This window comes from Flavobacterium weaverense, assembly GCF_003688495.1.
Lineage (GTDB): Bacteria > Bacteroidota > Bacteroidia > Flavobacteriales > Flavobacteriaceae > Flavobacterium > Flavobacterium weaverense.
In genome coordinates this window covers 254,470-280,790 of record NZ_REFH01000010.1, presented here as the reverse complement: position 1 = coordinate 280,790, position 26,321 = coordinate 254,470, and the positions used below count along the sequence as shown (strand labels likewise).

The window sequence follows — 26,321 nt, the reverse complement described above, 5'->3', positions numbered from 1 at the left end:
TTTTATAGGCTTAAAACCATCTTTTTCTTTTAAATAAAAACACTCCAGAAGCTGAAAGCAAAATCGAAACTGCAATCAAAATCCACATGCCGTATTTATTATCCTCTAATGAATTAGGCACATTCATCCCATATAAACTGGCAATCAATGTTGGAATCATTAGTATGATCGATATTGAAGTCATTTGTTTCATTATTGTATTCATATTATTTGAAATCACAGAAGCGTATGCATCCATCGTTCCCGTTAAGATATCACTGTAAATATTTGTGGTTTCTTGAGCTTGGCGCAATTCAATTTCAACATCTTCCAGCAAATCAAAATCAAAAAATTCACGTTGAGATTTAATATTCTTGATTCGATGTAAAAGAATATCATTCCCTTTTAACGAAGTCATAAAAAAGACCAAGCACTTTTCAATTTGGAGTAAAGCTTGTAGCTCTTCATTTTTTATGGATTTCTCCAAATTGTCTTCGGCTAATTTAATTTTTTGATTTACTTGTTTTAAGTATTTTAAAAACCAAACACTAGATGACAATAACAATTTCAAAACTAAGTCAAAATTATCCTTGATATCGATGTTCTTACGCTTAGTGTAGGTTACAAAATCTGATAACATTTCCGTTTTATGAAAACTAATCGTCAAGCAAATCGCGTCTTTAAAAATAATACCAACAGGAATGGTGTGGAAAGGTAATTTAACATCGTTACTTTTAACTGGAATACGCATGATAATTAAGGTCCAACCATTCTCGATTTCGATTCGTGGTCGTTCATCAATATCTTCAATATCATTATAAAAAGCTTCGGGAACTTCTAAATCTTCAAGTACGTATTTTTTTTCTGCTTCAGTTGGACATTCAATATTTATCCAGCAGTTTGGAATCCATTCGTTAATGGACATTAATCCGTTATTGTTTTTGTAAAAAGCTCTCATATCAAAATTCTATAGGTTCATATATAGCCTCTTGATATTTTATCAAGTGCTACATTAGTTCAACATTTCCGAATAATAGTCGTCCATTTTAAAGGCTGTTTTTTTTAAGTGGTGCAAAAGTATTATTTAAATTTTATTTAAGCATCACCCTATTTATCTTTTTATTATTTTATTAAGACCAAAAAAGCCTTAAACTTTCATTTAAGGCTCTTCATTAAATTTAAAATATAATTTTATTTATTTCTCTTCATTTCTCTTGCTAAAAGTGTGTTTTTCAATAGCATTGCAATAGTCATAGGTCCTACTCCACCAGGAACTGGAGTGATAAATGAAGCTTTTTTACTTACCTCATCAAAATCAACATCACCAGTAATTACGTATCCCTTAGCGTGAGTCTCATCAGGAACGCGCGTAATACCTACATCGATCACAACAACACCTTCTTTAACCATATTCGCTTTTAAGTAATTAGGCACTCCTAAAGCCGTTATTATAATATCTGCTTGAATTGTAATTTCCTCAATATTTTTAGTGTAACTGTGTGTCAAAGTTACCGTTGAATTTCCAGGAAACCCTTTTCTTCCCATTAAAATACTCATTGGCCTTCCCACAATATGACTGCGACCTATAACAACAGTATGTTTACCTTTAGTTTCTACTTCATATCTTTCTAATAACTCTAGAATTCCAAAAGGAGTTGCTGGAATAAAAGTCGTCATGTCTAATGCCATTTTTCCAAAATTCTCTGGATGAAATCCATCCACATCTTTACTTGGGTCCACTGCCATCAATACTTTTTGCTCATCAATTTGTTCTGGCAAAGGCAATTGAACGATGAAGCCATCAATGTTGTCGTTCTCGTTTAATTCTTTTATTTTTTTAAGCAATTCAATTTCCGTAGTCGTACTAGGCATTTTAACTAAAGTAGACTCAAATCCTACTCTTTCACAAGCCTTTACTTTACTTCCCACGTAAGTTAAACTAGCTCCATCATTTCCAACAATTAAGGCTGCTAAATGCGGCACTTTCTCGCCTTTATCTTTCATTTTTTGTACTTCAACAGCGATTTCACTTTTAATATCTTCCGCTGTTTTTTTTCCGTCTAGTAGTTGCATTTTTATTTTAATTTAGAGCTTACTATTTTTCAGTTAAAAATTCATTTTGAAATTCGAAACAAAAAATAGTAACTGAGTATTTGTTGTAATTGTTTTATTAAAAAATTGAGGTTTAAAGCTTCAAGTAGTTTGAATCTTTAAACCTCAAAAATATTATTTCATTCCTGGCATTCCGCCTTTCATTCCGCCCATCATTTTCATCAAGTTCTTTCCTCCTGGACCTTGCATCATTTTCATCATCTTACTCATCTGCTCAAACTGCTTCATCAATTGATTGACCTGTTCGATTTTTGTTCCAGAACCTTTTGCAATTCTAGCTTTTCTTTTGACATCGATTAAAGCGGGTTTACTTCTTTCGATCGGAGTCATTGAATGAATAATTGCTTCAATATGTTTGAAAGCATCATCTTCTATTTCTACATCTTTCATGGCTTTTGAAGCACCTGGTATCATTCCAACCAAGTCTTTCATATTACCCATTTTCTTTACTTGCTGTATTTGAGAAAGGAAATCGTCAAAACCGAATTCATTTTTAGCAATTTTCTTTTGGATTTTTCTCGCTTCATCTTCGTCAAATTGCTCTTGAGCTCTTTCAACTAAAGACACAACATCACCCATCCCTAAAATTCTTTCGGCCATACGAATAGGATAGAATACATCAATAGCATCCATCTTTTCACCAGTACCGACAAATTTAATTGGTTTATTAACTACAGATTTAATTGAAATCGCAGCTCCACCACGAGTATCACCATCTAATTTAGTTAAAATTACACCGTCAAAATTTAATCTTTCGTTGAATGTTTTTGCGGTATTTACAGCATCTTGACCTGTCATTGCATCAACTACAAATAATGTCTCATGAGGTTGTATCGCTTTGTGTACGCGCTCAATTTCATTCATCATTTCCTCGTCAACCGCTAAACGACCTGCTGTATCTACAATTACAACATTAAAACCATTTGCCTTAGCATGCTTAATCGCGTTTTCAGCAATTTCAACAGGATTTTTATTTTCTGGTTCTGAGTAAACCTCAACCCCTATTGAATCTCCTACAACATATAATTGCTGGATTGCTGCTGGACGGTAGATATCACAAGCAACTAATAACGGTTTTTTATTCTTTTTAGTAAGAAGATAATTAGCTAGTTTTCCAGAGAAAGTAGTTTTCCCTGATCCTTGTAGACCAGACATCAAGATTACTGTAGGATTTCCTGAAAGATTAATTCCAACAACATCACCACCCATTAATTCGGTTAATTCATCTTTAACTAACTTTACTAATAATTGACCTGGCTGAAGTGTTGTTAATACATCTTGTCCTATTGCTTTTTCTTTTACTTTAGTAGTAAAATCTTTAGCAATTTTAAAGTTAACATCGGCGTCAAGCAAGGCTCTACGAACTTCTTTTAGCGTTTCGGCTACATTTACTTCGGTGATTTTTCCGTGACCTTTAAGTATATGAAAGGCTTTATCTAGTTTATCGCTTAAATTATCGAACATAGTATTGATTTATTTAGAAATGCAAAGATAAACTAATTAGATAATTAGGCAATTAGAATAGTACTTAATTGGATAGCATTTTTACCTAAAATCGTAGAGCTTTTAGTTATAACAGTAATTCTTTAATAGCATTTTTAAGAATTTTTAACTAACCATTATTTTAGCAAAATTCTTAGGTACTCGAATTCGTGAATTTAGAAAGTTATTTTCTCAATTATTCCTATGTCAATAGCTAGCAAGAAAGCAATATTAGCTATCGTTAGTTACAATCATAAACAAAAAAAAACGACCTCATTACGAAATCGTTTTTTAAAAATCTATAGACTGTTTTACATTCTATCTGGAACATTTATTCCTAGTAATTTGAATGAAGATGCAATTACATCGGCTACTTTTTTAGAGAGTTGTACTCTGAATATTTTCTTCTCTAAATCTTCCTCGCCTAAAATAGGAACTGCTTGATAGAATGAGTTATATTCACGAACTAAATCATACGTATAATTAGCTAATAAAGCTGGACTATGGTGTTGTGCTGCATTTTGAATCACTTCAGGAAACAACTCTAATTGTTTCACTAATGCTTTTTCCTTTTCGTGAAGCGTTTCTATCTGAGATTTATTTGAAAAATCAAAATTAGCTTTACGAATGATCGATTGAATTCGAGCATATGTATATTGAATAAACGGACCAGTATTTCCTGCAAAATCAACAGATTCCTCAGGATTAAACAATATTCGTTTTTTAGGATCTACTTTTAAAATATAGTATTTCAAAGCTCCCAGACCTATAGTGTTGTATAATTTAGCTTTTTCTTCAACTGAATAGGTATCTAATTTACCTAAGTCTTCAGCAATTTTTTGAGCAGTATCGGTCATTTCTTGCATCAAATCATCAGCATCGACAACTGTTCCTTCACGACTTTTCATTTTCCCAGATGGTAAATCTACCATTCCGTAAGACAAATGGAATAAGTTCTTAGACCAATCAAAACCTAATTTTTTCAAGATTAAGAATAACACTTTAAAGTGATAATCTTGCTCATTTCCTACAGTATAAACCATTCCGCCTACATCAGGAAAATCTTTAACACGTTGTATTGCTGTTCCAATATCTTGAGTCATGTAAACGGCAGTTCCGTCAGAACGCAAAACAATTTTGCGATCAAGACCTTCTTCTGTTAAATCAATCCACACGGAACCGTCAGGATCTTTTTCGAAAACACCTTTATCTAAACCTATTTGAACAACATCTTTTCCTAATAAATAAGTGTTACTTTCATAATAATACGTGTCAAAATCTACACCTAGATTCTTGTAGCTAATAGCAAAACCATCATAAACCCATTGGTTCATCATTTTCCAAAGCTTGATCACTTCATCATCTCCCGCTTCCCATTTTAGTAACATCTCTTGTGCCTGTACAATGATTGGTGCTTGCTTTTTAGCTTCTTCTTCGGTTTTACCTGCGTCCATCAGTTGCGCTATTTCAACTTTGTACGCTTTATCGAAAGCAACATAGTAGTTACCAACTAATTTATCTCCTTTTAAACCTGTTGATTCTGGAGTTTGTCCGTTGCCGAATTTCTGCCACGCCAACATTGATTTACAAATATGAATTCCTCTGTCATTGATGACTTGAGTTTTATATACTTTTTTACCAGATGCCTTTATAATTTCAGCAACTGAATATCCTAATAGATTATTTCTAACGTGACCTAAATGGAGTGGTTTATTTGTATTTGGCGAAGAATATTCCACCATAACCGCTTTTTCATTTGGATCAGGAGCTACGAAACCAAAAGACTCAACATCTTTAATTTTGCCGAAGAAATCCAAATAATATTGATCTGAAACAACAATATTTAAAAATCCAGAAACGACGTTGAAACGACTAACCTCAGCCAGATTTTCAACTAAATAGTTTCCAATTTTATTTCCTAACTCAACAGGATTGCTTTTCACTAATTTTAATAAGGGAAAAATAACCATTGTTATATCTCCTTCAAATTCTTTCCGCGTTGTTTGAAATTCGACTTTATCGATAGCAACATCAAATAAAGCATTTACAGCTTTTTGAATCGAGGGCGTAAGAATCTGTGGTAATGTCATGATATAATTTTAAGAGTGCAAATATAATTCTAATTCCTTATAATGACTATAAAAGTTAGTCAATTACCTTTTAAAAGCATTTCTAAATTAAAATATTGCAACTAGTTTAGTTCAATATATCGACTTAAGACAAAATTTCCGTATCTTTTACCTTCAATTTCAGTTTTCGCAATTTTGGTTCCACAAAACTAACAAAATGAGAGATGAAAAAAACAATTATTTCTTTATTGTTATTTGTTTTTTATAGCGGTTATTCCCAATCAATAACTGTCAACACAACAAATTATACTCCTGAACAATTAGTAAATAAAGTACTTATTAATTCCCCTTGTGTAGTGGGTACGAATGTCAAATCAAGGACAGGAACTAACTACAACTCTTCCAACGGTGTAGGTTATTTCGAAAATACAAATCCTGCATTTCCTTTTGCAAATGGTGTTGTTTTAAGCACAGGAGACGTAAATAAAATTCCAGGTCCCAATACTTCTATTTTAAGTGATGGAATAGCAAGTTGGTTAGGTGATGCAGACTTAGAAGCTAATTTACTTTCGCAATCCGGTATAACGATCAATTCGATAAATGCGAGTTATATTGAGTTTGATTTCCAACCAAAAACTCCCGATTTTAATTTTTCATTTCTGTTTTCATCAGAAGAGTACGGCACATCACAATGTAATTTTTCTGACGCATTTGCATTTTTGTTGAAGGATGTCACTGCTGGAAATACTAATGTAAATCTAGCAGTAATCCCTAGCACAACTATTCCTATATCTGTCGAAACAATACGAGATTCTAAATATAACTCCAATTGTCCTTCTGCAAATCCTAGTTATTTTGGTAAATTCAACGGTACTGGATTTGGTACTGCAACAAATTTCAATGGTCAAACCATCAAAATGCTCGCATCAGCAAATGGCCTGAATGTCAATCATGTGTATAGAATTAAGCTTGTTATTGCTGATGGTGGGAATAATACAGGCTACGATTCTGCTATATTTTTAGAAGGAAATACTTTTAATATTGGGCAAAATATATTGGGACTTGATTACACTTCAGCAAATGGTTCTGCAATTTGTCCGGGGAGTACTTTACCCATCTTAAGAGCAAACGGATTAAGTCCGGGAACAACTTTTATTTGGAAAAAAGATGGAGTAGCATTTTCGCCTCCACAAACAGCTCAAACATTAGATTTAAATAACATCACACCAATAGTAAGTTCTGGAATTCATATTTATAGTGTCGCCTATAAAGAACCGACTTGCATCGAAGTAACCGACGAAATTACAATTGAAATTTATCCTAAAATAGGAATTATCGCTACCGTTCCTAATATCTATCTATGCGATACTGGAACACCATTTTATAATTTTGATTTAAGTAAAAATTCAGCGATTATTATGGCGGGAATAAATCAGGCTCAAACTGCTACTGGAGTATTAGATGATTTACCAACTTCGACGCTTATTTCCTATCACAATAGTAACACGTTTGCGATGAGCAATACCGGCCCAATTCCATTGACACAAACGCTTACACTATCACAAAGTGGAAAAGTAATTTACGCTAGAATACAAAATCCAATGACTTTATGTTTCGAAATTAGAGCATTTCAATTGTTAGTTACCCCTTCTCCTCAAATTCCAAATAATCTACCTGATTTAGAATTGTGTTCTCGAAATTTAACTGAAACTCCATTGAAAGCAAATTTTAATTTAACATCCCAAATTAATTTAATTTTAGGAACACAAAGTCCACTTTATACCATATTGACTTTCCACTCCTCTGCTGCTGGAGCAAACAATAATAATAAAATAGTTAAATTGAATGCTGGAAATCAATTTCCATCTGCTAATACAACTTTGTGGGCGCGTTTACAAAATATTTCAGATGGTAGTTGTTTTACAGTCGGCAGTTTTAAACTAATCGTAAATCCTTTACCTGCAGTAGACATTTTTAGTGATGTATTTGTCTGTAACTCTTATAGACTTACCGCATTAACTACTTCAGGATCGCAATATTGGACAGGAAGTAATGGTACTGGAACGCAACTTTTTGCAGGAGATGTCATAACTGCAACCACGAATAGTTTATATGTTTTTAATCAGTCGGGAGTTTGTACTAACCAAGATTCTTTTAACATAACTATTATCGATTTAGATGACATTACACCTGTTTCTAAAACTTTTTGCACACAATATATACTACCGGCTTTACCATACGGAAGATATTATAAACAAGCTGGCGGACCTTCAACTTCGGGCAATATCCCTATTAATTCAGGCACTGTAATTAACTCTGCTGGTATAAACAGGTTTTATGTCTGGTTTGAAGATACCACCGTTACTCCATCTTGTATAGAAGAAAGAGCTTTTGACATTACTATAATTCCCTTTACTGTATTACCTAACTATGACAATCAGTTTGGATGCATTTCTTACACTTTACCTGTAGATAATAATGGAGGTGTTTACTATAGCGGTCCAAATAAAACTGGATCTATTTTAGCGGCAGGAACAGTAATAACTACAACAACTACAATATATGTTTATAAAGAAACTGCTACATCTCCAACCAATTGTTTCTCAGAAAAATCATTTAAAATTTTTATTAATTTATCAAGTATTTCACGTCCCACAGATGTGAATTCTTGCTCAGCATATATATTGCCTGCGTTAAGAGTTGGTGAATATCGAACAGCGGCGGCAGGTGGAGGATCACAAGTTCCAGCTGGGACATCAATTAATGCATCAACAACACTTTGGTATTATATTTCGGGGCAAACTTGTACAGATTCATTAGACTTTACCGTTACAGTAAACATTCCTCCTTTACCAATAATACCAGATACGGGTCCGCAATGTGATGTGTACTATTTACCAGCAGTCGCGCACTCAGGAAATTACTTTACAGGATCGCTTGGAACTGGACGATTGCTTCCCGTGGGATCTGCAATAACTACTTCGCAAAAAATGTATTTTTATGACAAACTCGCTACAGGTCCTTGTTATGTTCAAGAAGAATTCCAAATAACTATCAATAATTCACCAGCTGTCGATTCTAAACCTGTTGAAGTAATACGTTGCGGCGATAATTATATTTTAGATGATTTGACCAATGGAGAGTATTATGAATTTGCAGGTGGACCATCTGCCACAAATCCAATTTTATCACCTGGAACCGTAATCACCTCATCAAAAACAGTTTACGTATATGCTGCTGCAACTGCACCAAATACTTGTGTTTCAGAATATAGTATTGATATTTTAGTCACTTTTGTAAATGACATCCCAGACCAGTCTTCTTGTGAAAGTTTTGATTTACCAGCAATAGTTGGAATGGGAGATTATTACACTGCAACTGGCGGACCTTATGGATCTGGAACCAAATTATCGCCACCTTATTCACCCATCACAACCACTACAACACTTTACGTTTACGTAGAAAATAATAATAGAGTAAATTGTACTGCCGAAGATTCGTTTACAGTTACCATATATAATAGTCCTATACTTAATCCTATCGCTCCGGTAACAAGATGCGAATCATATGAATTACCACCATATATTTTTCCAGTCACAAGGTACTTTACAAATTCAGGCGGAGCTATAAGCAGCAACACTGAAAAATTTCCTGGTGACGTAATTATAAGTTCCACCACTATTTATGCGTATGCTGAATCAGGCCTGAATTCAACCGTAACTTGTCCCTCAGAAACACCAATTAGTATTACAATCACAGATAAACCAAAACCAAATCTTACTATTCCAGCAATTTGTATTGATGTTGATACTGGAATTATCACTAACGCCAACATCAAAAGTGGTTTTACAGCACCACGATATTCATTTGAATGGAAAAGTGAAGACGGAAATATTGTAAGTACAGATGAAAACTTTTCAGCTGCGATTCCCGGAAATTATACGCTTGTTGTTACTGACCTTTCTATTTTTGGTTGTACTTCTGAGATTTTTCCTTTTACAGTGATAGAATCTGCACGACCTATTGATGTGACGTTTACCACTAGCGGATGGTTTACAAATAGTCAGTCGATAACAATTATTGCTACTCCATTTATAGGAGACGGGAGTAACTTTCTCTATTCGTTAGATGGAGGCTCACCACAAATAAGCAATATATTTGACAATGTGAGTTCCGGAATACACGAAATAAGTGTTGGAGATGGAAATTGTGGAACGTTCACCATTCCTCTGGAAATTACACTTGTTAATAGTCCAAAATATTTTACTCCTAATGGAGATGGATTCAATGACACTTGGCAAATTAAAGGACTTCCTGAAGAAGAAAATTATAAATTGTTCATTTTTGATCGCTACGGAAAGTTGATAAAAGAACTTGTAAAAAATAGTCCTGGTTGGGATGGAACTTTAAATGGATATCCACTTCCTGCCGATGATTACTGGTTTTCTCTAAGCTACACTGAGAATAATATACGCAAAGAATACAAATCACATTTCTCGTTAAAACGGTAATTATCAAACAACTTAATTGAAGGACTTTCTTAATTGAAAGTCCTTTTTTTTGCATAAAAAATTAATTAATCAATAAATACTGTAACAAAACGCCACTAAAGTTGTCTATTAAACAAATCATAATATCGCCAAATGAGTTTTTTTTTTTACTGCAATCGAGTAAAATAAATACTTTAAAACAAAAATTACATTATTATGCATTAAATAGTACTTTGTTATACATAATATTAAAAATATTGTTTTATATTTGCATCATCAATCAAACTAAATAACAATCAATCATGAAAATCAAATTAACATTACTATGCTTTATTGCAACATTATTTTCGTTGCAAGCACAAACTTCAGTCAAGCCAACTCTTTCCGAAAACAGCGGAAGTATTTCCGGTAAAGTAATTGACAAGAAAACTAACGAACCTTTACCGTATGTAAATGTTGTTATCAAAGAAAATAACAAAGTCGTTACGGGCGGAATTACAGCAGACAACGGAACTTTCCAAATCAAAAATCTAGCTTTAAAAGAATTCGTTGTCGAAATTCAATTCATTGGATACAAAACAATCCTAAAGTCGGTTAACTTATCTGAGAAAAACATCATCAACTTAAATACAATTGCGATTGAAGAAGATGCGATTGAATTAAAAGGTGTATCAATCATCAGTGAACGTTCGACAATCGAACAGAAAATTGATAGAAAAATTATTAACGTGGGTAAAGACCTTACCACTGCTGGAGCCACAGCTTCAGAGATAATGAGTAATATTCCATCAGTAAATGTTGATCAAGACGGAAAAATATCTTTGCGTGGTAATGAAAACGTTAGAATCCTAGTGGATGGACGTCCTAGCAATATTGAAGCTTCGCAGTTACTAAAGCAAATACCTTCGACCTCAATTAAAAAAATTGAGTTAATTACAAACCCAAGTGCTAAATACAATCCCGAAGGAATGTCTGGTATCATCAACATTGTGTTACATAAAAATGCAAATGATGGCTTTAATGCAAGTATAAACACCGGCATCACTTTCGCTAAAAAACCAAAAATAAATAGTTCAACAAATATGAATTATAGAACTGGTAAAGTAAACTTCTTTGGAACGTACGGAAATAACTTTGGTGAAAAATTTAATGAAGGTAGTATTCTTCGATTAGATGACCTTTCTAAACAGTCACTTGACATTAAAAATAATGACAAATCACATTTGTACAAAATTGGAATGGATTATTATATCAATGATAAAAATACATTATCGGTTTATACGAATCAAAATAAACTTATTGGAGACGGCCGAGTAGATGTTACCATTAGCAATCCTAATACGATAAACAATCTGTTTCAAACTTCAAAATATAAAGGAACAAGCGCAGATGGAACTTACAATTTAGCATTCAAACATTTAACAAAAAAAGAAGGTGAAACGCTGGATTTAGAAATTAACCACAGTATTTATTCAGGTACTCAAAATGCTAATTTTCTAACCACATTTAGCAACCCAACATTCCCTACTAATGCGTACAGAGACGACATTATCGATAGCAGAAAAAACTCTACTGTCAATTTAGACTATGTGAATCCTTTGAATGAAAAAAGCAAATTAGAAATAGGTGCAGAAACTAGAATTGTGCGAACTGAAAACAATTATCTCACAAGCAGCAGCGCGCTATCAAACTCTAACTACAACTATGATTTAGACATCCATTCTGCTTATTTAACCTTCGGACAAAAGTTTAGCAAAATTGGTTATCAGTTAGGCGCACGTTTAGAAAGCTATAAAGTAGATGCAAAACTAAATAATGCTACTGCATTCAAAGACGACTATATTACGGTTTATCCATCGGCATCGATGACATATTCACCTAGTGAGAAAGACCAATTCCAAATAAGTTTTAGCCGTCGCGTTGATAGACCTAGTTTAGAGCAAACTAAACCGATTAGAGAATTTAGTACGCCAAGAATTACCTCTATTGGAAATCCAGAATTAGAACCACAATTCACTAATTCGGTTGAATTAAATTATACTAAAACAATAACGAAAGGATCTATTACTACAGGTGTATTTGTTCGAAAAATCAATAACGAAATTAATAGAATTATCTATCCCGATCCTCAAAATTTAGACCAACAAATTTTAAGTTTCGATAACTTTGATAACAACCAATCTTACGGTTTTGAAGCATCGTTAAATTATAAAATCAATAGCTGGTGGGATATTCAGCCAGCAGTAGATTTTTCTAGTATCACTCAAAAAGGATTAATTTCTGTTTTTAACTCCGGTACAAATTCATTTGATCTTGTAAAAAAAGAAGTTGAATCATCAGCTTTCAATGCTCGTTTCAATAGCAATTTTAAAGCAACTAAAAATCTGCGTTTCTTATTATTTGGATTTTATAGATCAGGCGTTGACGGCGTGCAGTTTAATGGAAAAGAAATGTATAAGATTGATGCAGGTGGTCGTTATTCTTTCCTAAAAGACAAAGCAACAGTAAGCATTCGCTTCAATGATATTTTTGACACCATGAAAGCAGGCTTTAGTGGTGACAATCCTTATCCTCAAGTAGGACAATTCAAATGGGAAAGCCAGTCTGTATATGTTGGTTTTAACTACATGTTTGGTGCAGGAAAAAATAAAAGTTTACAGCGTAAACAAAGAGACAACAACACTAAGCAAGTTGGTGGCGGACTGTTCTAAAAAATAATTTTGTAGAGTTAGTTTTAATATTTTGTTTCCAAAGAAAAACCCGGAGTATGCCAACTCCGGGTTTTTTGTATTACAACTATTTTAGTACTTTATTTTACCACTTAATAATTGCACTAGCCCAAGTAAATCCACTACCAAAAGCAGCTAAAACTACTGTATCTCCTGGTTTAATTTTACCTTGTTCCCACGCCTCAGTTAAAGCGATAGGAATAGATGCTGCAGTTGTATTACCGTATTTTTGAATATTATTAAATACTTGGTCGTCTCTCAATTTGAATTTATTTTGGATAAACTGAGAAATCCTCAAATTAGCTTGATGCGGAATCAACATATCGATATCTGATACTTCAAGATTATTTGCTTTTAAACCTTCATTGATTACTTCACTGAAACGTACTACAGCGTTCTTAAACACAAACTGTCCATTCATGTGCGGATAGTAACTTTCATCCTCTGGATCATTATCAGCCAAAATATCTGAAACCCAACGACCACCCATTCCTGGGGCTTTAAGAATCAATTCTTCTGCATGTTGTCCTTCAGAATGTAAATGTGTAGATAGAATTCCTTTCGTTAAATCTTCCTCGCGACTTAACAAGGCTGCTCCAGCTCCATCACCAAAAATTACCGAAACCCCTCTACCGCGAGATGTCATATCCAATCCAGATGAATGCACTTCTGAACCGATAACCAAGATGTTTTTATACATCCCTGTTTTTATATACTGATCTGCAACAGACAATGCATAAATAAAACCAGAACATTGATTTCTAACATCTAATGCACCAATGGTTTTTAAACCTAAATCTCTTTGCACTAAAACTCCAGGTCCTGGAAAATAGTAATCTGGACTTAAAGTCGCAAATACAATAAAGTCAATATCCTCTTTAGCAACGCCGGAGCGCTTAATCGCAATTTCAGCTGCCTTAACTCCCATCGAAGTCGTTGTATCTTCACCAGGTATGATATGTCTTCGCTCCTGAATACCCGTTCTCTCCTGAATCCATTCGTCATTAGTGTCAATGACTTTCGATAAATCGTCATTTGTAACTACGTTATCGGGAACATAAAATCCTAATCCTGTTATTTTTGAATGATACATATTATACGGTTTTATTAAAATAAGATTGCAAATTTAAAACATACTTTAAAATTTAAGCTAAAAAGTAGGCACTATTTATTGATTACATAGTAAAACACTTTTGCCGCAAACTTAAAATAGTATTATTATACAAGTTTATGATTTTTTCAGTGATTTTCAGCGACTTGGTTCAAATAAAAATCGAAAAAAAAGCTACTAATGTATCGAATAATCTAAATCTATAGGTTGTTCAAAAGTTAAATAGCTATATTTATTTCGAAATCTAATTACATTCAATTATTTTCGAACAAATATTGCAACCATTAATTTAAAATTACTCAAATTATGAAGTTAAAAATTCCTTTCTTCCTTTTTCTTGGACTGAGTTTAACAACCTTTGCACAAGAAAATCTAAATTACCAAAAACCATCTAAATCAATACTAGAGCTTGCTGATTACGAGAGAGCTCCTTCGGTTTCTATGGATACCAAAAAAGAGTATTTACTATTATCTTACAGAAATACTTACAAGTCGCTAGATGATTTAAATCAAGACGAATTGCGTTTAGGGGGATTGCGAATTAATCCTACTACAAATATTTCAAGTACAGTCACTTACATTAATAATTTAAAGTTACGTAAAGTAAGCGACAAAAAAGAAGTTCAAGTTTCGGGATTGCCTGAAAATGCTAAAATCAGTAATTTGTCTTGGTCTCCAAATGACAAAAAAATTAGTTTTTCTAATACTGCAGTAAAAGGAGTTGAACTTTGGGTTATAGATGTTGTTTCGGCGAAAGCCATGAAATTAACAGAAGCGAATGTAAATGCAAATATTGGAAGTCCATTTAGCTGGCTGAACGATAACGAAACTATTTTGGTTAAAATGTTACCAAAGAATAGAGCAGCACTTTTAGATTCGAAAAATGATTTACCAACAGGTCCGATAATTTCGAACGCAGATGGAGAAAAATCTCAAAATAGAACTTATCCAGATATGTTGAAAAACAAAAATGATGAGGCTAATTTTGAAAACATCATGACATCCGAATTATACAAAGTTAACTTGAACGGAACAGCAACCTTGTTCATGAAGGCTGATATGTATGCAGGAGAGAGTTTTTCGCCTGATGGAAAATACTTGATGGTCAACACTATTCAAAAACCATTTTCATACATAGTTCCTTTGAGCCGTTTTCCAATAAAATCTACAGTTTATGATAATAATGGAACAGAAGTGAAAGTTGTTAACGAAGTTCCGCTTACGGAGATTATTCCTAAAGGCTTTATGGCAGTTCGAAAAGGAAAAAGAAACATGAGCTGGAGAGCTGACAAACCAGCGACATTAGTTTACGCAGAAGCTTTAGATGGTGGAGATCCAGCAAATAAAGTAGAATTTAGAGACGAAGTTTTTCTTTGGAACGCACCTTTTAATACGGCTGCTACTTCAATGCTAAAAACGCCACAGCGTTACAGCAGAATGATTTGGGGTAATGATAATATTGCTATTGCAACTGATGAATGGTACGATACTCGTAACACAAAAACGTATTTAATCAATCCATCTGATGCGAGTCAAGCTCCAAAAGTACTTTTTGATAGAAATTCTCAAGATGCTTACTCAAATCCTGGAAATTTCGAAACAAGAAAAAACGAATACAACAGATACGTTTTAGCGATTGAAAATGACAACGCTTTTTTACTAGGTGACGGATTCACTAAAAACGGACAATTCCCTTTTATTTCAGAGTATAATTTGAAAACATTAAAAGCAAAACGTCTTTATACATCAACGTACACAGATAAAAAAGAAGATATAATTGAGATTGAAGATTTTAAGAAAGGAACTGTATTAGTCCAAATCCAATCTAAAAATGAATATCCTAATTACTACATTAGAAATATCAAACAAAAAAATAAATTAACGCCAATCACAAGCTTCAAAAATCCTTTCGAAAGCATTAAAAATGTTAGTAAAGAAGTAATTAAATACAAGCGTAAAGATGGTGTTGAATTATCTGGAACTTTATATTTACCGGTAGGATATGATAAAGCTAAGAAAGAGAAAATGCCACTATTGATTTGGGCTTATCCAGCAGAATACAAAGACAAAAATTCAGCAGGTCAAGTAACTCAGAATCCAAATGAGTTTACATTCCCAAGTTACGGTTCATTCATTTTCTGGGTAACTAAAGGTTATGTAGTTCTTGATGATGCAGCTTTCCCTATTATTGGTGAAGGAACTACTGAACCAAATGATAATTTCATCACACAGTTAGTTGATAATGCAGAGGCAGCTATTAATGCAGTTGACGCATTAGGATATATCAATAGAAAGAAAGTAGCTGTAGGTGGTCACTCTTATGGTGCGTTTATGACTGCTAACTTGTTAACACATTCTAACTTATTCACTTGCGGAATTGCTAGAAGTGGTGCTTATAATAGAACATTGACTCCTTTTGGATTCCAAAGTGAGCAACGTAACTACTGGGAAACTCCATTAGTGTACAACACGATGTCACCGTTTATGAATGCAGACAAAATGAAAACACCAATGCTTTTAGTTCACGGTGAAGCAGACAACAATCCTGGAACATTTACTTTACAAACAGAACGTTATTTCCAAGCATTGAAAGGTCTTGGCGCTCCTGCGAGAATGGTAATTTTACCAAAAGAGTCGCATGGTTATGCAGCTAAAGAGAATATCCTTCACTTATTATGGGAACAAGATCAGTTCTTAGAAAAGTACTTGAAGAATTAATTTAATTATTGATGATAAAAAAAACGTTTTGTAGCCAAAAAGTCACGAAGTCACAAAGTTTTTAGGGGTGATTGGTAATCCAATAAATTCAAGTCTTTATGCCCTAGCTACAAATGATTGGTAAAATTAAGATCTGCGAATCTGCGGTAAAAAAAGTTTACCAACAATAAATAGAAAACCCCGAAAGTCTAACGATTTTCGGGGTTTGTTTTTTTAAGCTAGCATCAAGAATACTTCCTGATTTAATTCTAGTTCAGAATCGTGTTCAAAGAATATAGCTCTTCGTTCGAATGCAGCTTTTACTAAGTAATGACTGCCTTTAAAATAACACTGTTTCACCACCACTTGCATCATTCCATTTTCAACTACTTTCAGTTGATGTGGATATAATAAAAGCAGTTGGTCCTCTTCTGGTTCTACGTCAATTAATTGCGTTAATCGCAACTCGTTCACTTCCCCAAAAAGAGAGGCGATATATTTTGTAGTTGGGTTTTCGTATAAAGTTTTTGAAGGCCCTTTAGCGACTACTCTTCCATTTTGCACTACTATTGTTTCATCAGAGAAAGATAAAGCATCTGTGCTATCGTGAGTTGCTATAATACAAGTAACTCCTTTATGTTTTAAGTATTTAAATAAATTTCTACGCAAGGAGTTTTTTCGAAAAGTATCAATTTGGCTAAAAGGTTCATCTAATAGTAAAATTTCTGGTTCTAATGCTAAAACTCTCGCCAGTGCTACTCTTTGTTGTTGTCCACCACTTAAAAACTTAGCTTTTACTTTTGCAAAAGCGGTCATTTCAACCATATCTAATAATTCTTGAACGCGCACTTTCTTATCTTCAGGATACATATTCGACAAGAACTTACCCACATTTTCCTCAACGGTTATGTATGGCATTAGATCAAAATCTTGTGCTAAGTATTTTATGTAATCTTCTCCTGGAACAAGATTGTGTTTTGGTCCTAAAATAGGTTTATCGTTATAAGTGATCGCTCCACTATTTAGATCGTAAAGTCCGTAGATTAATTTTAGCAAAGTACTTTTACCACAACCGCTTTCGCCAATAATTGCTGTGTTTTTACCTTTATCAATAGTAAAACTAACTTCTTCAAGAACGGGCGTTTCAGTATAAGCGAAGGATATATTTTTTATCTCGAGCATCATCATTATTTAAAGGTGCAAATTTACAATGTTTAGTTTGTTTACACCACGATTTGTTTGGGTTTATGATTCATTTAATAGCTAGAAAAAAGAGTATCTAAATCATCATAAAATATATTGAACCATTAAGAAATTTAAGTTAGTTAAGTGTTAATGAACTTAATGGTTTAAAATGTAATGAGCTTACTATAAATCATAAAAAAAGGCCGTTTCACAAAATTTGTTTACACCACGATTTGTTTGAGTTTGTGATTCATTTAATAGCTAGAAAAAAGAAGATCTAAATCATCATAAAAGCTTAATTGATCTTGTTATTGTTAACCTTTAGAAACAAAAAAAATCACACCTTAAAAAAATTGAACCATTAAGAAATTTTAAGTTAGTTAAGTCTTCATGAACTTAATTCTCTTAATGGTTTAAAATGTATTCCGCTTATTATAGATATAAAGAAGGCCGTTTCACAAAATTTCATTATACCACGATTTATTTGGGTTTGTGATTCATTTGGGTTTGTGATTCATTTAATAGCTAGAAAATAGAATATCTAAATCATCATAAAAAATTGAGTAATGATCTTATTGTTGACCTTTAGAAACAAAAAAAACCATACCTTAAAAACATTAAACCATTAAAAAAGTTAAGGTAGTTAAGCCTTAATGAAGCTTCATGTTCTTAATGGTTTAAAATGTGATGAACATACTATATTTCATAAAAAAAGGCCGTTTCGCAAAGAAACAGCCTTTTTTTATGTAGTAATTACTGGATTACTATTTCCCTTCAGCTTCCGCGTCTTTAATCATTTTTTCGTTTGCTGTAATAGCAAATTCAACACGACGGTTTTGGCTTCTGCCTTCTAATGTTTCATTTGAAGCAATTGGGTCGGCAATTCCTAAACCAGTAACTTGAAATCTACTAGAAGAAACTCCTTTACTGTTTAAATAATTTTTAACTGCAGCAGCTCTTTCTCCTGAAAGTTTCAAATTGTATTCTGCTCTACCAGTATTGTCAGTATATCCGTAGATAGTAATATTAGTATCTGGATATTCAGCAAAAACAGGAACTAATTTATCTAAGTTCGCTTTCGCAGCAGCAGTCAATGAAGATTTGTTTGTATCAAAACGAACAGCATTTTCATTCAAAACTAATTTAATTCCTTCTCCTACACGCACTACTTCAGCACCAGGAAGAACTTCATCAATTTGTCTCGCTTGTTTATCCATTTTGTTACCAATAACTCCACCGGCAACTCCACCAATAACTCCTCCTAAAACAGCACCCATTGCACCTTTACCACCTTTACCTACGTTGTTTCCTAAAACACCACCTAGAACGGCACCTGCAACAGCTCCTATTCCTGCTCCTCTTTGTGTTTGGTTAGTATTTTTAACCGCTTCACAACTAGTAAACATTGAACCTATAACCATTATCGTTGCAATTGCAACTACTGAAATCTTTTTCATATCTCTATCTTTTTAAATTAATTAACTTTTTGAAACTGATACACTACGTCAGTCATTTTTCCTCCAACGTCGATTTTGTCAACCAATTGGAAAGAAGTTTGTGTTTGATTTGCTAAAGATAAAATGTAACCATCTTTTACTTTTCTAGCTTTCTCTCCTGCATCTAAAACTTTAAGAACGAATTGTCCGTTTTTGTTAACGAACCAAGTAATTGGTGAACTGAAAGCAACACAATTAGCTTTTGTCAAAGCCATATTTCCTTTGTTATTATTGGAAATAAATTTCCACTTACTTCCTACGAAACAATCTGAATCCGCTAGTTGGAAAGTTTCTACCTTAATATATTGTGATCCTGGATATGTTACCGAAGTAATTTCCCAGTTTCCTTTCATTGCAACCTGCGCCTTAGTATCTGTATTTGTACTCGTAGCTGAAGTTGACTTACATGCAAACATTAAAACTGCTAATGTGCATAATAAAATTACTTTTTTCATTTCTCTAAATTTTAATGAATTAATACTTACACAAAGATACATCTGATTGCGATTAATATGTTTCACAATTATATTATTTTTTATCAAAATTAACGCCTACGACAATTTGTCACTTCCTTTATATTTGGTACTCTATTTGAAAGAATAGAAGGCTATAAAACAAACTTAAAAACTCATAATATGACAACAGGTAAAATTAATGTTTCAGTTGAAAACATCTTTCCCTTAATCAAGAAATTCTTATACAGTGATCATGAAATTTTCTTGCGAGAATTAATTTCGAATGGTACTGATGCAACTTTAAAACTAAAACACTTAACAAGCATTGGCGAAGCTAAAGTGGAATATGGTAATCCTATTATCGAAGTAAAAATCGACAAAGAAGGAAAGAAATTACACATCATCGATCAAGGTTTAGGAATGACCGCTGACGAAGTAGAAAAATACATCAACCAAGTTGCTTTTTCTGGAGCTGAAGAGTTCCTCGATAAATACAAAGATTCTGCTAAAGATTCTGGAATTATTGGCCACTTTGGTCTTGGATTCTACTCGGCTTTTATGGTTGCTGAAAAAGTTGAAATTATCACTAAATCTTTCAAAGACGAACCAGCTGCACACTGGACTTGCGATGGTAGCCCAGAATTCACATTGGAACCAGCTGACAAAACTACTCGTGGAACGGAGATCATTTTGCATATCGCTGAAGATTCGCTAGAATTCTTAGAAGAATCTAAAATTAGCGGTTTACTAAATAAATACAATAAGTTCATGCCTATTCCAATTAAATTTGGAACTAAGACAGAAAAAATTGAGCAAAAAAAGGGTGAAGAAGTTGCTGAAGAAGATAAAGACAAAACTTTTACTGAAATAGAAGTTGACAATATCATCAACAATCCAAATCCAGCTTGGACAAAACAACCAAGTGAATTAACTCCTGAGGATTACAAAAGTTTCTATCATGAGTTGTATCCAATGCAGTTTGAAGAGCCATTATTCCACATTCACTTGAATGTTGATTATCCTTTTAACTTAACTGGTATTTTATACTTCCCAAAATTAGGTTCTGATTTACAAATTCAGAAAGACAAAATCCAATTGTACCAAAATCAGGTATATGTAACGGATAACGTAGAAGGAATTGTTCCTGAATTTTTAATGATGCTTAAAGGTGTTGTTGATTCACCAGACATTCCATTAAACGTGTCTCGTTCTGGATTGCAAGCGGATGCTGCGGTTAAGAAAATTTCAAACTACATTACTCGTAAAGTAGCCGATAAATTGAAATCATTGTTTACTGAAAACCGTGCTGATTTTGAACAAAAATGGAATGACATCAAAATCGTTCTAGAATACGGAATGCTTTCTGAAGATAAATTCTATGAAAAAGCAGGCGCTTTTGTTTTATACCCAACAGTAGATGATAAATTCTATACATTGGAAGAATTAAAAACAAATCTTGCCGCTAATCAGACAGATAAAGACGGTAAACTAGTAGTGTTATACGCTGGAAATAAGGAAGCGCAACACTCTTATATCGAAACAGCAAAAGAAAAAGGATACGAAGTTTTATTATTAGATTCTCCTATTATCTCTCACTTGATTCAAAAAATTGAAGGTGATAACAGCAATATGACTTTTATCCGTGTCGATTCAGATCATATTGATAACTTAATCAAAAAAGAGGAAACTGCTATTTCTAAATTATCTGAAGAAGAGCAAACAAACTTGAAAACGGTTCTAGAAGCTATCGTTCCTAAACAAACGTACTCCGTGCAACTAGAAGCTTTAGACAGCAACGCATCACCATTTATCATCACGCAACCAGAATTCATGCGTAGAATGAAAGAAATGAGTCAATCCGGTGGTGGCGGAATGTTTGGAATGGGTAATATGCCAGAAATGTACAATTTAGTGGTAAATACGAACTCTGAATTAGCGACTAACATTTTAAACAATAAGGACGCAGCAGCTCAAGAAAGCTTAATCAAACAAGCCCTTGACTTAGCTAAATTATCACAAAACCTTCTAAAAGGAGAAGCGCTTACGGCTTTTGTAAAAAGAAGTTTTGAGATGATTAAATAAATCCTCCCCTAACCCCTCGAAAGAGGGGAGCTAAGACCTGCGAGTGCAAACTTGCGGGTCTTTTTTTTTTGGAGCAGTTCGAATGGTTTTTATAAGAAGTTTTCTCCCGCTATTTACTGCAATCTTTGCTTTTGGCTATCGCCAAAGCAAAGGATTTTTGCTGCTATCGGGGCTAAGCTAGAGCGTCTTGTTCTTATAAGCACTTATAAATAAATTGAAAATTTGTAAGAAAATTTTAATATATTTGGTTTAAATAAAGCGAAACAAACTTTCGGATATCACACCAAAATTAGGTGTATTTACGAATGTTTGTTTCGCATATATACATGTTAGCTGTAATACCACGGGACCTTACCGAACAAAATACTTCCAATATTTCAATGAGCGACAATAATATAAAAAGGCTTTCGAGATTGACCGCAATTTTAACTCATTTACAAACAAAACGTTTGATTACTGCAACAGAACTTTCAGATAAATTTGATATTAGTGTAAGAACAATATATCGGGACATACGGGCTTTGGAAGAAGCAGGAATTCCTATTTTAACTGAAGAAGGAAAAGGTTATTTTTTAATGGATGGCTACAAAATTCCACCAGTAATGTTTACCGAAAGAGAAGCATTATCTTTAATTACATTAGAGCAAATTGTGTTGAGAATGTATGATGATTCTTTGAAAAATGAATTTTCCTCTGCAATATCAAAGATAAAAGCAGTTTTAAAACTTTACAATAAAGAAAAAGCAGAAATACTATCGGAAAAGCTTTTTATCGGTAAAAATTTTGAAAATATAACTAAAAGTTCTTGTCTTATTGATTTACAAATGGCATTGGTTAATCAACAATGTGTAAAAATATTTTACGAAACTTTGGACGGAAAAGAATCGGAACGAATAATAGAGCCCTTTTCATTTTATCATAATCCAGAAGATAATTGGCTTTTAGCCGCTTTTTGTAGATTAAGAAACGATTTCAGAGTGTTTCGTATTGATAAGATTACTCGACTTTTTCTCGTGAATGATAAATTTGAACCGCATCAAATTACAATGAAACAATTTGTAGAAAAATATTTGTAGTTTTTATTTTAACCTCTGACATACCCTTGTCGCAACCTCGAGATACCTTTGTGTAATAAAAAGTAGAAAATGAAAAAACTATCCTTGTTTTTGTTCTTAATCATTGTTGGAACATCACAAAATTTAATTGCACAAAATTCAAAATCTTACAAAATGGAACCTTTTAAAATCAACATTGCAGACAATGTACTTGCAGACCTTAAAACCAGATTGAAACAAACAAGATGGACAGACGAACCCAAAAACGCCAATTGGAATTATGGCACAAATCCAACATATCTTCACGAGTTGGTAGATTATTGGCAAAATAATTACGACTGGCGTAAACAAGAAGCATTGCTTAACAAATTTCCTCAATATAAAACCTCAATTGATGGAATAGATATCCATTTTATTTATGTAAAAGGGAAAGGGAAAAACCCTAAACCGCTTATACTCACGCACGGCTGGCCTGATAACTTTTTTAGGTTTTACAAAATAATTCCTATGCTTACAGACCCAGCCAATTTTGGTGGAAATGCTGATGAATCTTTTGATGTGATCATTCCTTCAATTCCAGGCTTTGGATTTTCGGAAAAGGTTGCTTTAAATACAGACCAAACTGCAGTTATTTGGTCGAAATTAATGACGGATGTATTAGGTTATAAAACATTTGTAGCAGCAGGTGGAGATTTAGGAACGCCAATTACTAAATCTTTAGCCAATCAATTTCCACACTTGGTTACCGCAATTCATCTAACAGATGTTGGTTATCCGACAGGAAAAGAAAATTGGTCAACAATGTCAAAGCCAGTACAAGATTTTGGGAAATTTATCCAAAACTGGTGGTACTCAGAAGGTGCATACAATATGATTCAATCAACAAAACCGCAAACTTTAGGTTACGGGCTTAATGATTCGCCAGTAGGTTTAGCGTCTTGGATTGTTGAAAAATTTAATGCTTGGAGTGATAATAAAGGAAATATTGAAAACAGTTTTACAAAAGATGAATTACTAACGAATATAATGATTTATTGGCTAACACAAACCATTAATTCCTCTATCAGAACTTATGCCGAAGATAGCAAAACAGCTTGGTCTGGAGGTCTACGTTCTCAACAACGAGTGGAAACCCCGACAGGTGTAAGTATTTTCCCTGCCGAAGCACCAATACCAAAAGAATGGGCGGAACATATGGCGAATGTAACTTCTTTTCACAAAATGGAAAAAGGTGGCCATTTTGCAGCGATGGAGCAACCAGAATTATGGGCAAATGAATTAAGAACATTTTTTTATGATGACACAAATTTGAAGTAAAGGTACTACAGCTAACAGCTAAGGGTTCGTTGGGCTTGAAAAACCCCGACCGCGCGGATATATCAACACGCTGATAGCGCGGATTTGTAATCCGTGCCCACAAACTAAAGAAATTAAATAAACATTGATATCAGCAAGCTAGCAAAGAAATCAAGTAACATTACCAGACCGCGCGGATATATCAACACGCGGATAGCGCGGATTTGCAATCCGTGCCCACAAACTAAGGCAAACTATAGAAATAAAAATGTCAACAAAATACAAAGCAACAACAACAGAGGAAGCTTTTTTTATAACCATCACAACTGTAGGTTGGGTTGATGTATTTACCAGACTAAATCAAAAATATGTCATTATAAATGCTTTGCAGCATTGCCAAACAAATAAAGGATTAGAAATTTATGCATATTGCATTATGAGTAGTCACATTAATTTGCTTTGTAAGGCAACAAATGGTTTTATATTATCGGATGTTATGCGTGATTTTAAAAAATTTACGTCAAAAAAGATTATTCAGACAATTATCGATGAGCCCGAGAGTAGAAGAGAATGGATGCTAGATTATTTTGAAAAAGCATGTGCACATCTCAAAAGGGAACAGCATTATAAGATTTGGCAAGATGGATATCATGCAGAAATAGTCGAATCGAATTGGTTTATAAAACAAAAATTAAATTACATACATAATAATCCTGTAAAGGATAAGATTGTTTTGTTAGCTGAAGATTATTTTTTCAGTTCAGCGAGAAATTACGCCAGATTAGACAATGATTTAGAAGTTGTTTTATTAGAATTATTTTAATTAAAAGTAAGAGTTTTGTTATTGATAATATTATAGTAGAAATCGCTGTGGGCACGGATTGCAAATCCGCGCTATCGTTGTGAGTAAATTATCGCCGCGGTCAGCTTTTATTATTGCTAAAGGACTATTAGAACATCGCTATGGGCACGGATTGCAAATCCGCGCTATCGTTGTGAAGCTATCGTTGTGAATAGATAGTTTTGCGCGGTCAGAGTTTTAATGGGATTACCGCTATTTATATTATCATTGTTACGATACAAAATGGTAAGTTATAGATGCTGCATGAAACTCGCCGAGATACGGTTCGCTAGCAGCATTTTAATTAAAAAAATAGAAAAAAAAAACAATGTCAACTTATCCAATGAAAAACGATTTTTTATACTTTTTAAAAAATCCTCATCAAAAATTTACTGGATTTTTCAGAAAAGATTTTACTTTATTTCTACTACTAACAATCTTGAGCTTTTTTGCGGGATATTTAAAGTCATTGATTACTCAAGAATCTTTTATCGACGAAAGTGATTTAAATGAATTTAATTCATCAAAAATTTTTCCAATTATATTTCTCATTCCATTAATTGAAGAATTAGTATTTAGAGGATTTTTACAATATAAATCTCGATTAATTTTTATAATGAGTTTTGTGTCAATGATATTTTTTTTGACTTCATTTATTAAACAGGATAGCAAAATTACCCATGTTTTAATAGTGTTGACTGTTTTGGGGCTTTCAGTATTTTTTAACAAAAAATTATATCAAGAAATGTTGAATTTTATTGATGCAAATACAATAATTATCATTTTGATTTCCTCTATATTTTTTGGTTGCATACATTTATTAAATTACGACAATTTTCTATGGGTGAACTTACTACCAATCTCTGAAAAAATTATTGCTGGCGTATTTCTATGCTATATAGCCAAAAAATATAATATTTGGCATTCTTACTTTTTTCATTTGATCAATAATTCCATACCTCTTTTGATCATTTGGGTTTACAAATTAATGTAATAAAAAACTACAGTTAATAACACTTTAGCGCGAATTTGATTTCTGCAGGATTAACGATTTCTATCATATTTTGTCTTGATATAGCGACCATAGTAAAAAACTAATGCTAGTGCGACCATCCTTCTAGTACGAACCAACATCGGCAAGAAGCTTTTGTAAATTATTGTGGCAAATGGAGGGTAGCTTTTTCAATAAAAATAAAAGTATTACTTATTTTACGGGCACGAGCGGTGCGCTCGCTAGCAACT

16 protein-coding genes are annotated in these 26,321 nt (G+C 33.3%); 8 read left to right on the top strand and 8 right to left on the bottom strand.

The genetic code is table 11. The features are described from left to right. Positions 1 to 10: 10 nt before the first annotated feature. The 4 genes from BC961_RS11070 to argS all read right to left on the bottom strand — a co-directional run bounded on the left by BC961_RS11070 (position 11) and on the right by argS (position 5,663). On the bottom strand, positions 11 to 937 hold the full coding sequence (locus tag BC961_RS11070; protein ID WP_121925918.1) for a magnesium transporter CorA family protein: 927 nt from the start codon (positions 935 to 937) through the stop codon (positions 11 to 13). A gap of 233 nt (positions 938 to 1,170) precedes the next feature. Next, positions 1,171 to 2,052, bottom strand: coding sequence for a bifunctional 5,10-methylenetetrahydrofolate dehydrogenase/5,10-methenyltetrahydrofolate cyclohydrolase (locus BC961_RS11065; protein ID WP_121925917.1), 882 nt, complete (start codon positions 2,050 to 2,052; stop codon positions 1,171 to 1,173). Between the two features lie 153 nt (positions 2,053 to 2,205). Beyond that, entirely contained in the window at positions 2,206 to 3,555 is a 1,350-nt protein-coding gene (ffh, locus tag BC961_RS11060; protein ID WP_121925916.1) for a signal recognition particle protein, read from the bottom strand. Positions 3,556 to 3,884: 329 nt separating this feature from the next. After that, the gene (argS, locus tag BC961_RS11055; RefSeq protein ID WP_121925915.1) at positions 3,885 to 5,663 is read right to left on the bottom strand and encodes an arginine--tRNA ligase; all 1,779 of its coding nucleotides are present in this window, start codon (positions 5,661 to 5,663) and stop codon (positions 3,885 to 3,887) included. Positions 5,664 to 5,866: 203 nt separating this feature from the next. On the opposite strand from argS, the gene BC961_RS11050 reads away from it, so the two are divergent. Next, positions 5,867 to 10,153 (top strand): T9SS type B sorting domain-containing protein, encoded by a 4,287-nt coding sequence (locus tag BC961_RS11050; RefSeq protein ID WP_121925914.1) that lies wholly within the window; start codon positions 5,867 to 5,869, stop codon positions 10,151 to 10,153. 281 nt (positions 10,154 to 10,434) lie between these two features. Further along, complete coding sequence (locus tag BC961_RS11045; protein ID WP_121925913.1) at positions 10,435 to 12,843, top strand: TonB-dependent receptor domain-containing protein; 2,409 nt, start codon at positions 10,435 to 10,437, stop codon at positions 12,841 to 12,843. A gap of 103 nt (positions 12,844 to 12,946) precedes the next feature. On the opposite strand, the gene BC961_RS11040 is transcribed toward BC961_RS11045, so the two are convergent. Beyond that, complete coding sequence (locus tag BC961_RS11040) at positions 12,947 to 13,954, bottom strand: 3-oxoacyl-ACP synthase III family protein (RefSeq protein WP_121925912.1); 1,008 nt, start codon at positions 13,952 to 13,954, stop codon at positions 12,947 to 12,949. A gap of 324 nt (positions 13,955 to 14,278) precedes the next feature. On the opposite strand from BC961_RS11040, the gene BC961_RS11035 reads away from it, so the two are divergent. Further along, positions 14,279 to 16,690, top strand: coding sequence for an alpha/beta hydrolase family protein (locus tag BC961_RS11035; protein ID WP_121925911.1), 2,412 nt, complete (start codon positions 14,279 to 14,281; stop codon positions 16,688 to 16,690). A gap of 213 nt (positions 16,691 to 16,903) precedes the next feature. On the opposite strand, the gene BC961_RS11030 is transcribed toward BC961_RS11035, so the two are convergent. The 3 genes from BC961_RS11030 to BC961_RS11020 all read right to left on the bottom strand — a co-directional run bounded on the left by BC961_RS11030 (position 16,904) and on the right by BC961_RS11020 (position 19,805). Beyond that, a complete protein-coding gene (locus BC961_RS11030) occupies positions 16,904 to 17,851 on the bottom strand; it encodes an ABC transporter ATP-binding protein (protein WP_121926129.1) in 948 nt (315 codons plus the stop codon). A 767-nt stretch (positions 17,852 to 18,618) separates the two neighbouring features. Continuing rightward, the gene (locus BC961_RS11025) at positions 18,619 to 19,311 is read right to left on the bottom strand and encodes an OmpA family protein (RefSeq protein WP_121925910.1); all 693 of its coding nucleotides are present in this window, start codon (positions 19,309 to 19,311) and stop codon (positions 18,619 to 18,621) included. 17 nt (positions 19,312 to 19,328) lie between these two features. Then, the gene (locus BC961_RS11020) at positions 19,329 to 19,805 is read right to left on the bottom strand and encodes a lipocalin family protein (protein ID WP_121925909.1); all 477 of its coding nucleotides are present in this window, start codon (positions 19,803 to 19,805) and stop codon (positions 19,329 to 19,331) included. Between the two features lie 180 nt (positions 19,806 to 19,985). Between BC961_RS11020 and htpG the strand changes: the two genes are divergently transcribed. The 5 genes from htpG (at position 19,986) to BC961_RS14960 (ending at position 26,073) form a co-directional block, all read left to right on the top strand. Then, on the top strand, positions 19,986 to 21,887 hold the full coding sequence (gene htpG, locus BC961_RS11015) for a molecular chaperone HtpG (protein ID WP_121925908.1): 1,902 nt from the start codon (positions 19,986 to 19,988) through the stop codon (positions 21,885 to 21,887). A gap of 326 nt (positions 21,888 to 22,213) precedes the next feature. Next, a complete protein-coding gene (locus BC961_RS11010) occupies positions 22,214 to 22,963 on the top strand; it encodes a helix-turn-helix transcriptional regulator (RefSeq protein WP_317126968.1) in 750 nt (249 codons plus the stop codon). 69 nt (positions 22,964 to 23,032) lie between these two features. Beyond that, complete coding sequence (locus tag BC961_RS11005) at positions 23,033 to 24,259, top strand: epoxide hydrolase family protein (RefSeq protein ID WP_245980897.1); 1,227 nt, start codon at positions 23,033 to 23,035, stop codon at positions 24,257 to 24,259. Positions 24,260 to 24,506: 247 nt separating this feature from the next. After that, positions 24,507 to 25,061, top strand: a complete 555-nt coding sequence (locus tag BC961_RS11000; RefSeq protein ID WP_121925907.1) for an REP-associated tyrosine transposase — start codon at positions 24,507 to 24,509, stop codon at positions 25,059 to 25,061. A 346-nt stretch (positions 25,062 to 25,407) separates the two neighbouring features. Further along, entirely contained in the window at positions 25,408 to 26,073 is a 666-nt protein-coding gene (locus BC961_RS14960) for a CPBP family glutamic-type intramembrane protease (RefSeq protein WP_121925906.1), read from the top strand. The last annotated feature ends 248 nt before the right edge of the window (positions 26,074 to 26,321 follow it).

Coding starts and splice junctions, on each gene's coding strand:
- BC961_RS11020 (WP_121925909.1), bottom strand. CDS start 19,805: ATGAAAAAAGTAATTTTATTATGCACATTAGCAGTTTTAATGTTTGCA.
- BC961_RS11035 (WP_121925911.1), top strand. CDS start 14,279: ATGAAGTTAAAAATTCCTTTCTTCCTTTTTCTTGGACTGAGTTTAACA.
- argS (WP_121925915.1), bottom strand. CDS start 5,663: ATGACATTACCACAGATTCTTACGCCCTCGATTCAAAAAGCTGTAAAT.
- BC961_RS11070 (WP_121925918.1), bottom strand. CDS start 937: ATGAGAGCTTTTTACAAAAACAATAACGGATTAATGTCCATTAACGAA.
- BC961_RS11030 (WP_121926129.1), bottom strand. CDS start 17,851: ATGCTCGAGATAAAAAATATATCCTTCGCTTATACTGAAACGCCCGTT.
- BC961_RS11025 (WP_121925910.1), bottom strand. CDS start 19,311: ATGAAAAAGATTTCAGTAGTTGCAATTGCAACGATAATGGTTATAGGT.
- BC961_RS11005 (WP_245980897.1), top strand. CDS start 23,033: ATGAAAAAACTATCCTTGTTTTTGTTCTTAATCATTGTTGGAACATCA.
- BC961_RS11010 (WP_317126968.1), top strand. CDS start 22,214: ATGTTAGCTGTAATACCACGGGACCTTACCGAACAAAATACTTCCAAT.
- BC961_RS11000 (WP_121925907.1), top strand. CDS start 24,507: ATGTCAACAAAATACAAAGCAACAACAACAGAGGAAGCTTTTTTTATA.
- ffh (WP_121925916.1), bottom strand. CDS start 3,555: ATGTTCGATAATTTAAGCGATAAACTAGATAAAGCCTTTCATATACTT.
- BC961_RS11040 (WP_121925912.1), bottom strand. CDS start 13,954: ATGTATCATTCAAAAATAACAGGATTAGGATTTTATGTTCCCGATAAC.
- BC961_RS11050 (WP_121925914.1), top strand. CDS start 5,867: ATGAAAAAAACAATTATTTCTTTATTGTTATTTGTTTTTTATAGCGGT.
- BC961_RS14960 (WP_121925906.1), top strand. CDS start 25,408: ATGTCAACTTATCCAATGAAAAACGATTTTTTATACTTTTTAAAAAAT.
- BC961_RS11065 (WP_121925917.1), bottom strand. CDS start 2,052: ATGCAACTACTAGACGGAAAAAAAACAGCGGAAGATATTAAAAGTGAA.
- htpG (WP_121925908.1), top strand. CDS start 19,986: ATGACAACAGGTAAAATTAATGTTTCAGTTGAAAACATCTTTCCCTTA.
- BC961_RS11045 (WP_121925913.1), top strand. CDS start 10,435: ATGAAAATCAAATTAACATTACTATGCTTTATTGCAACATTATTTTCG.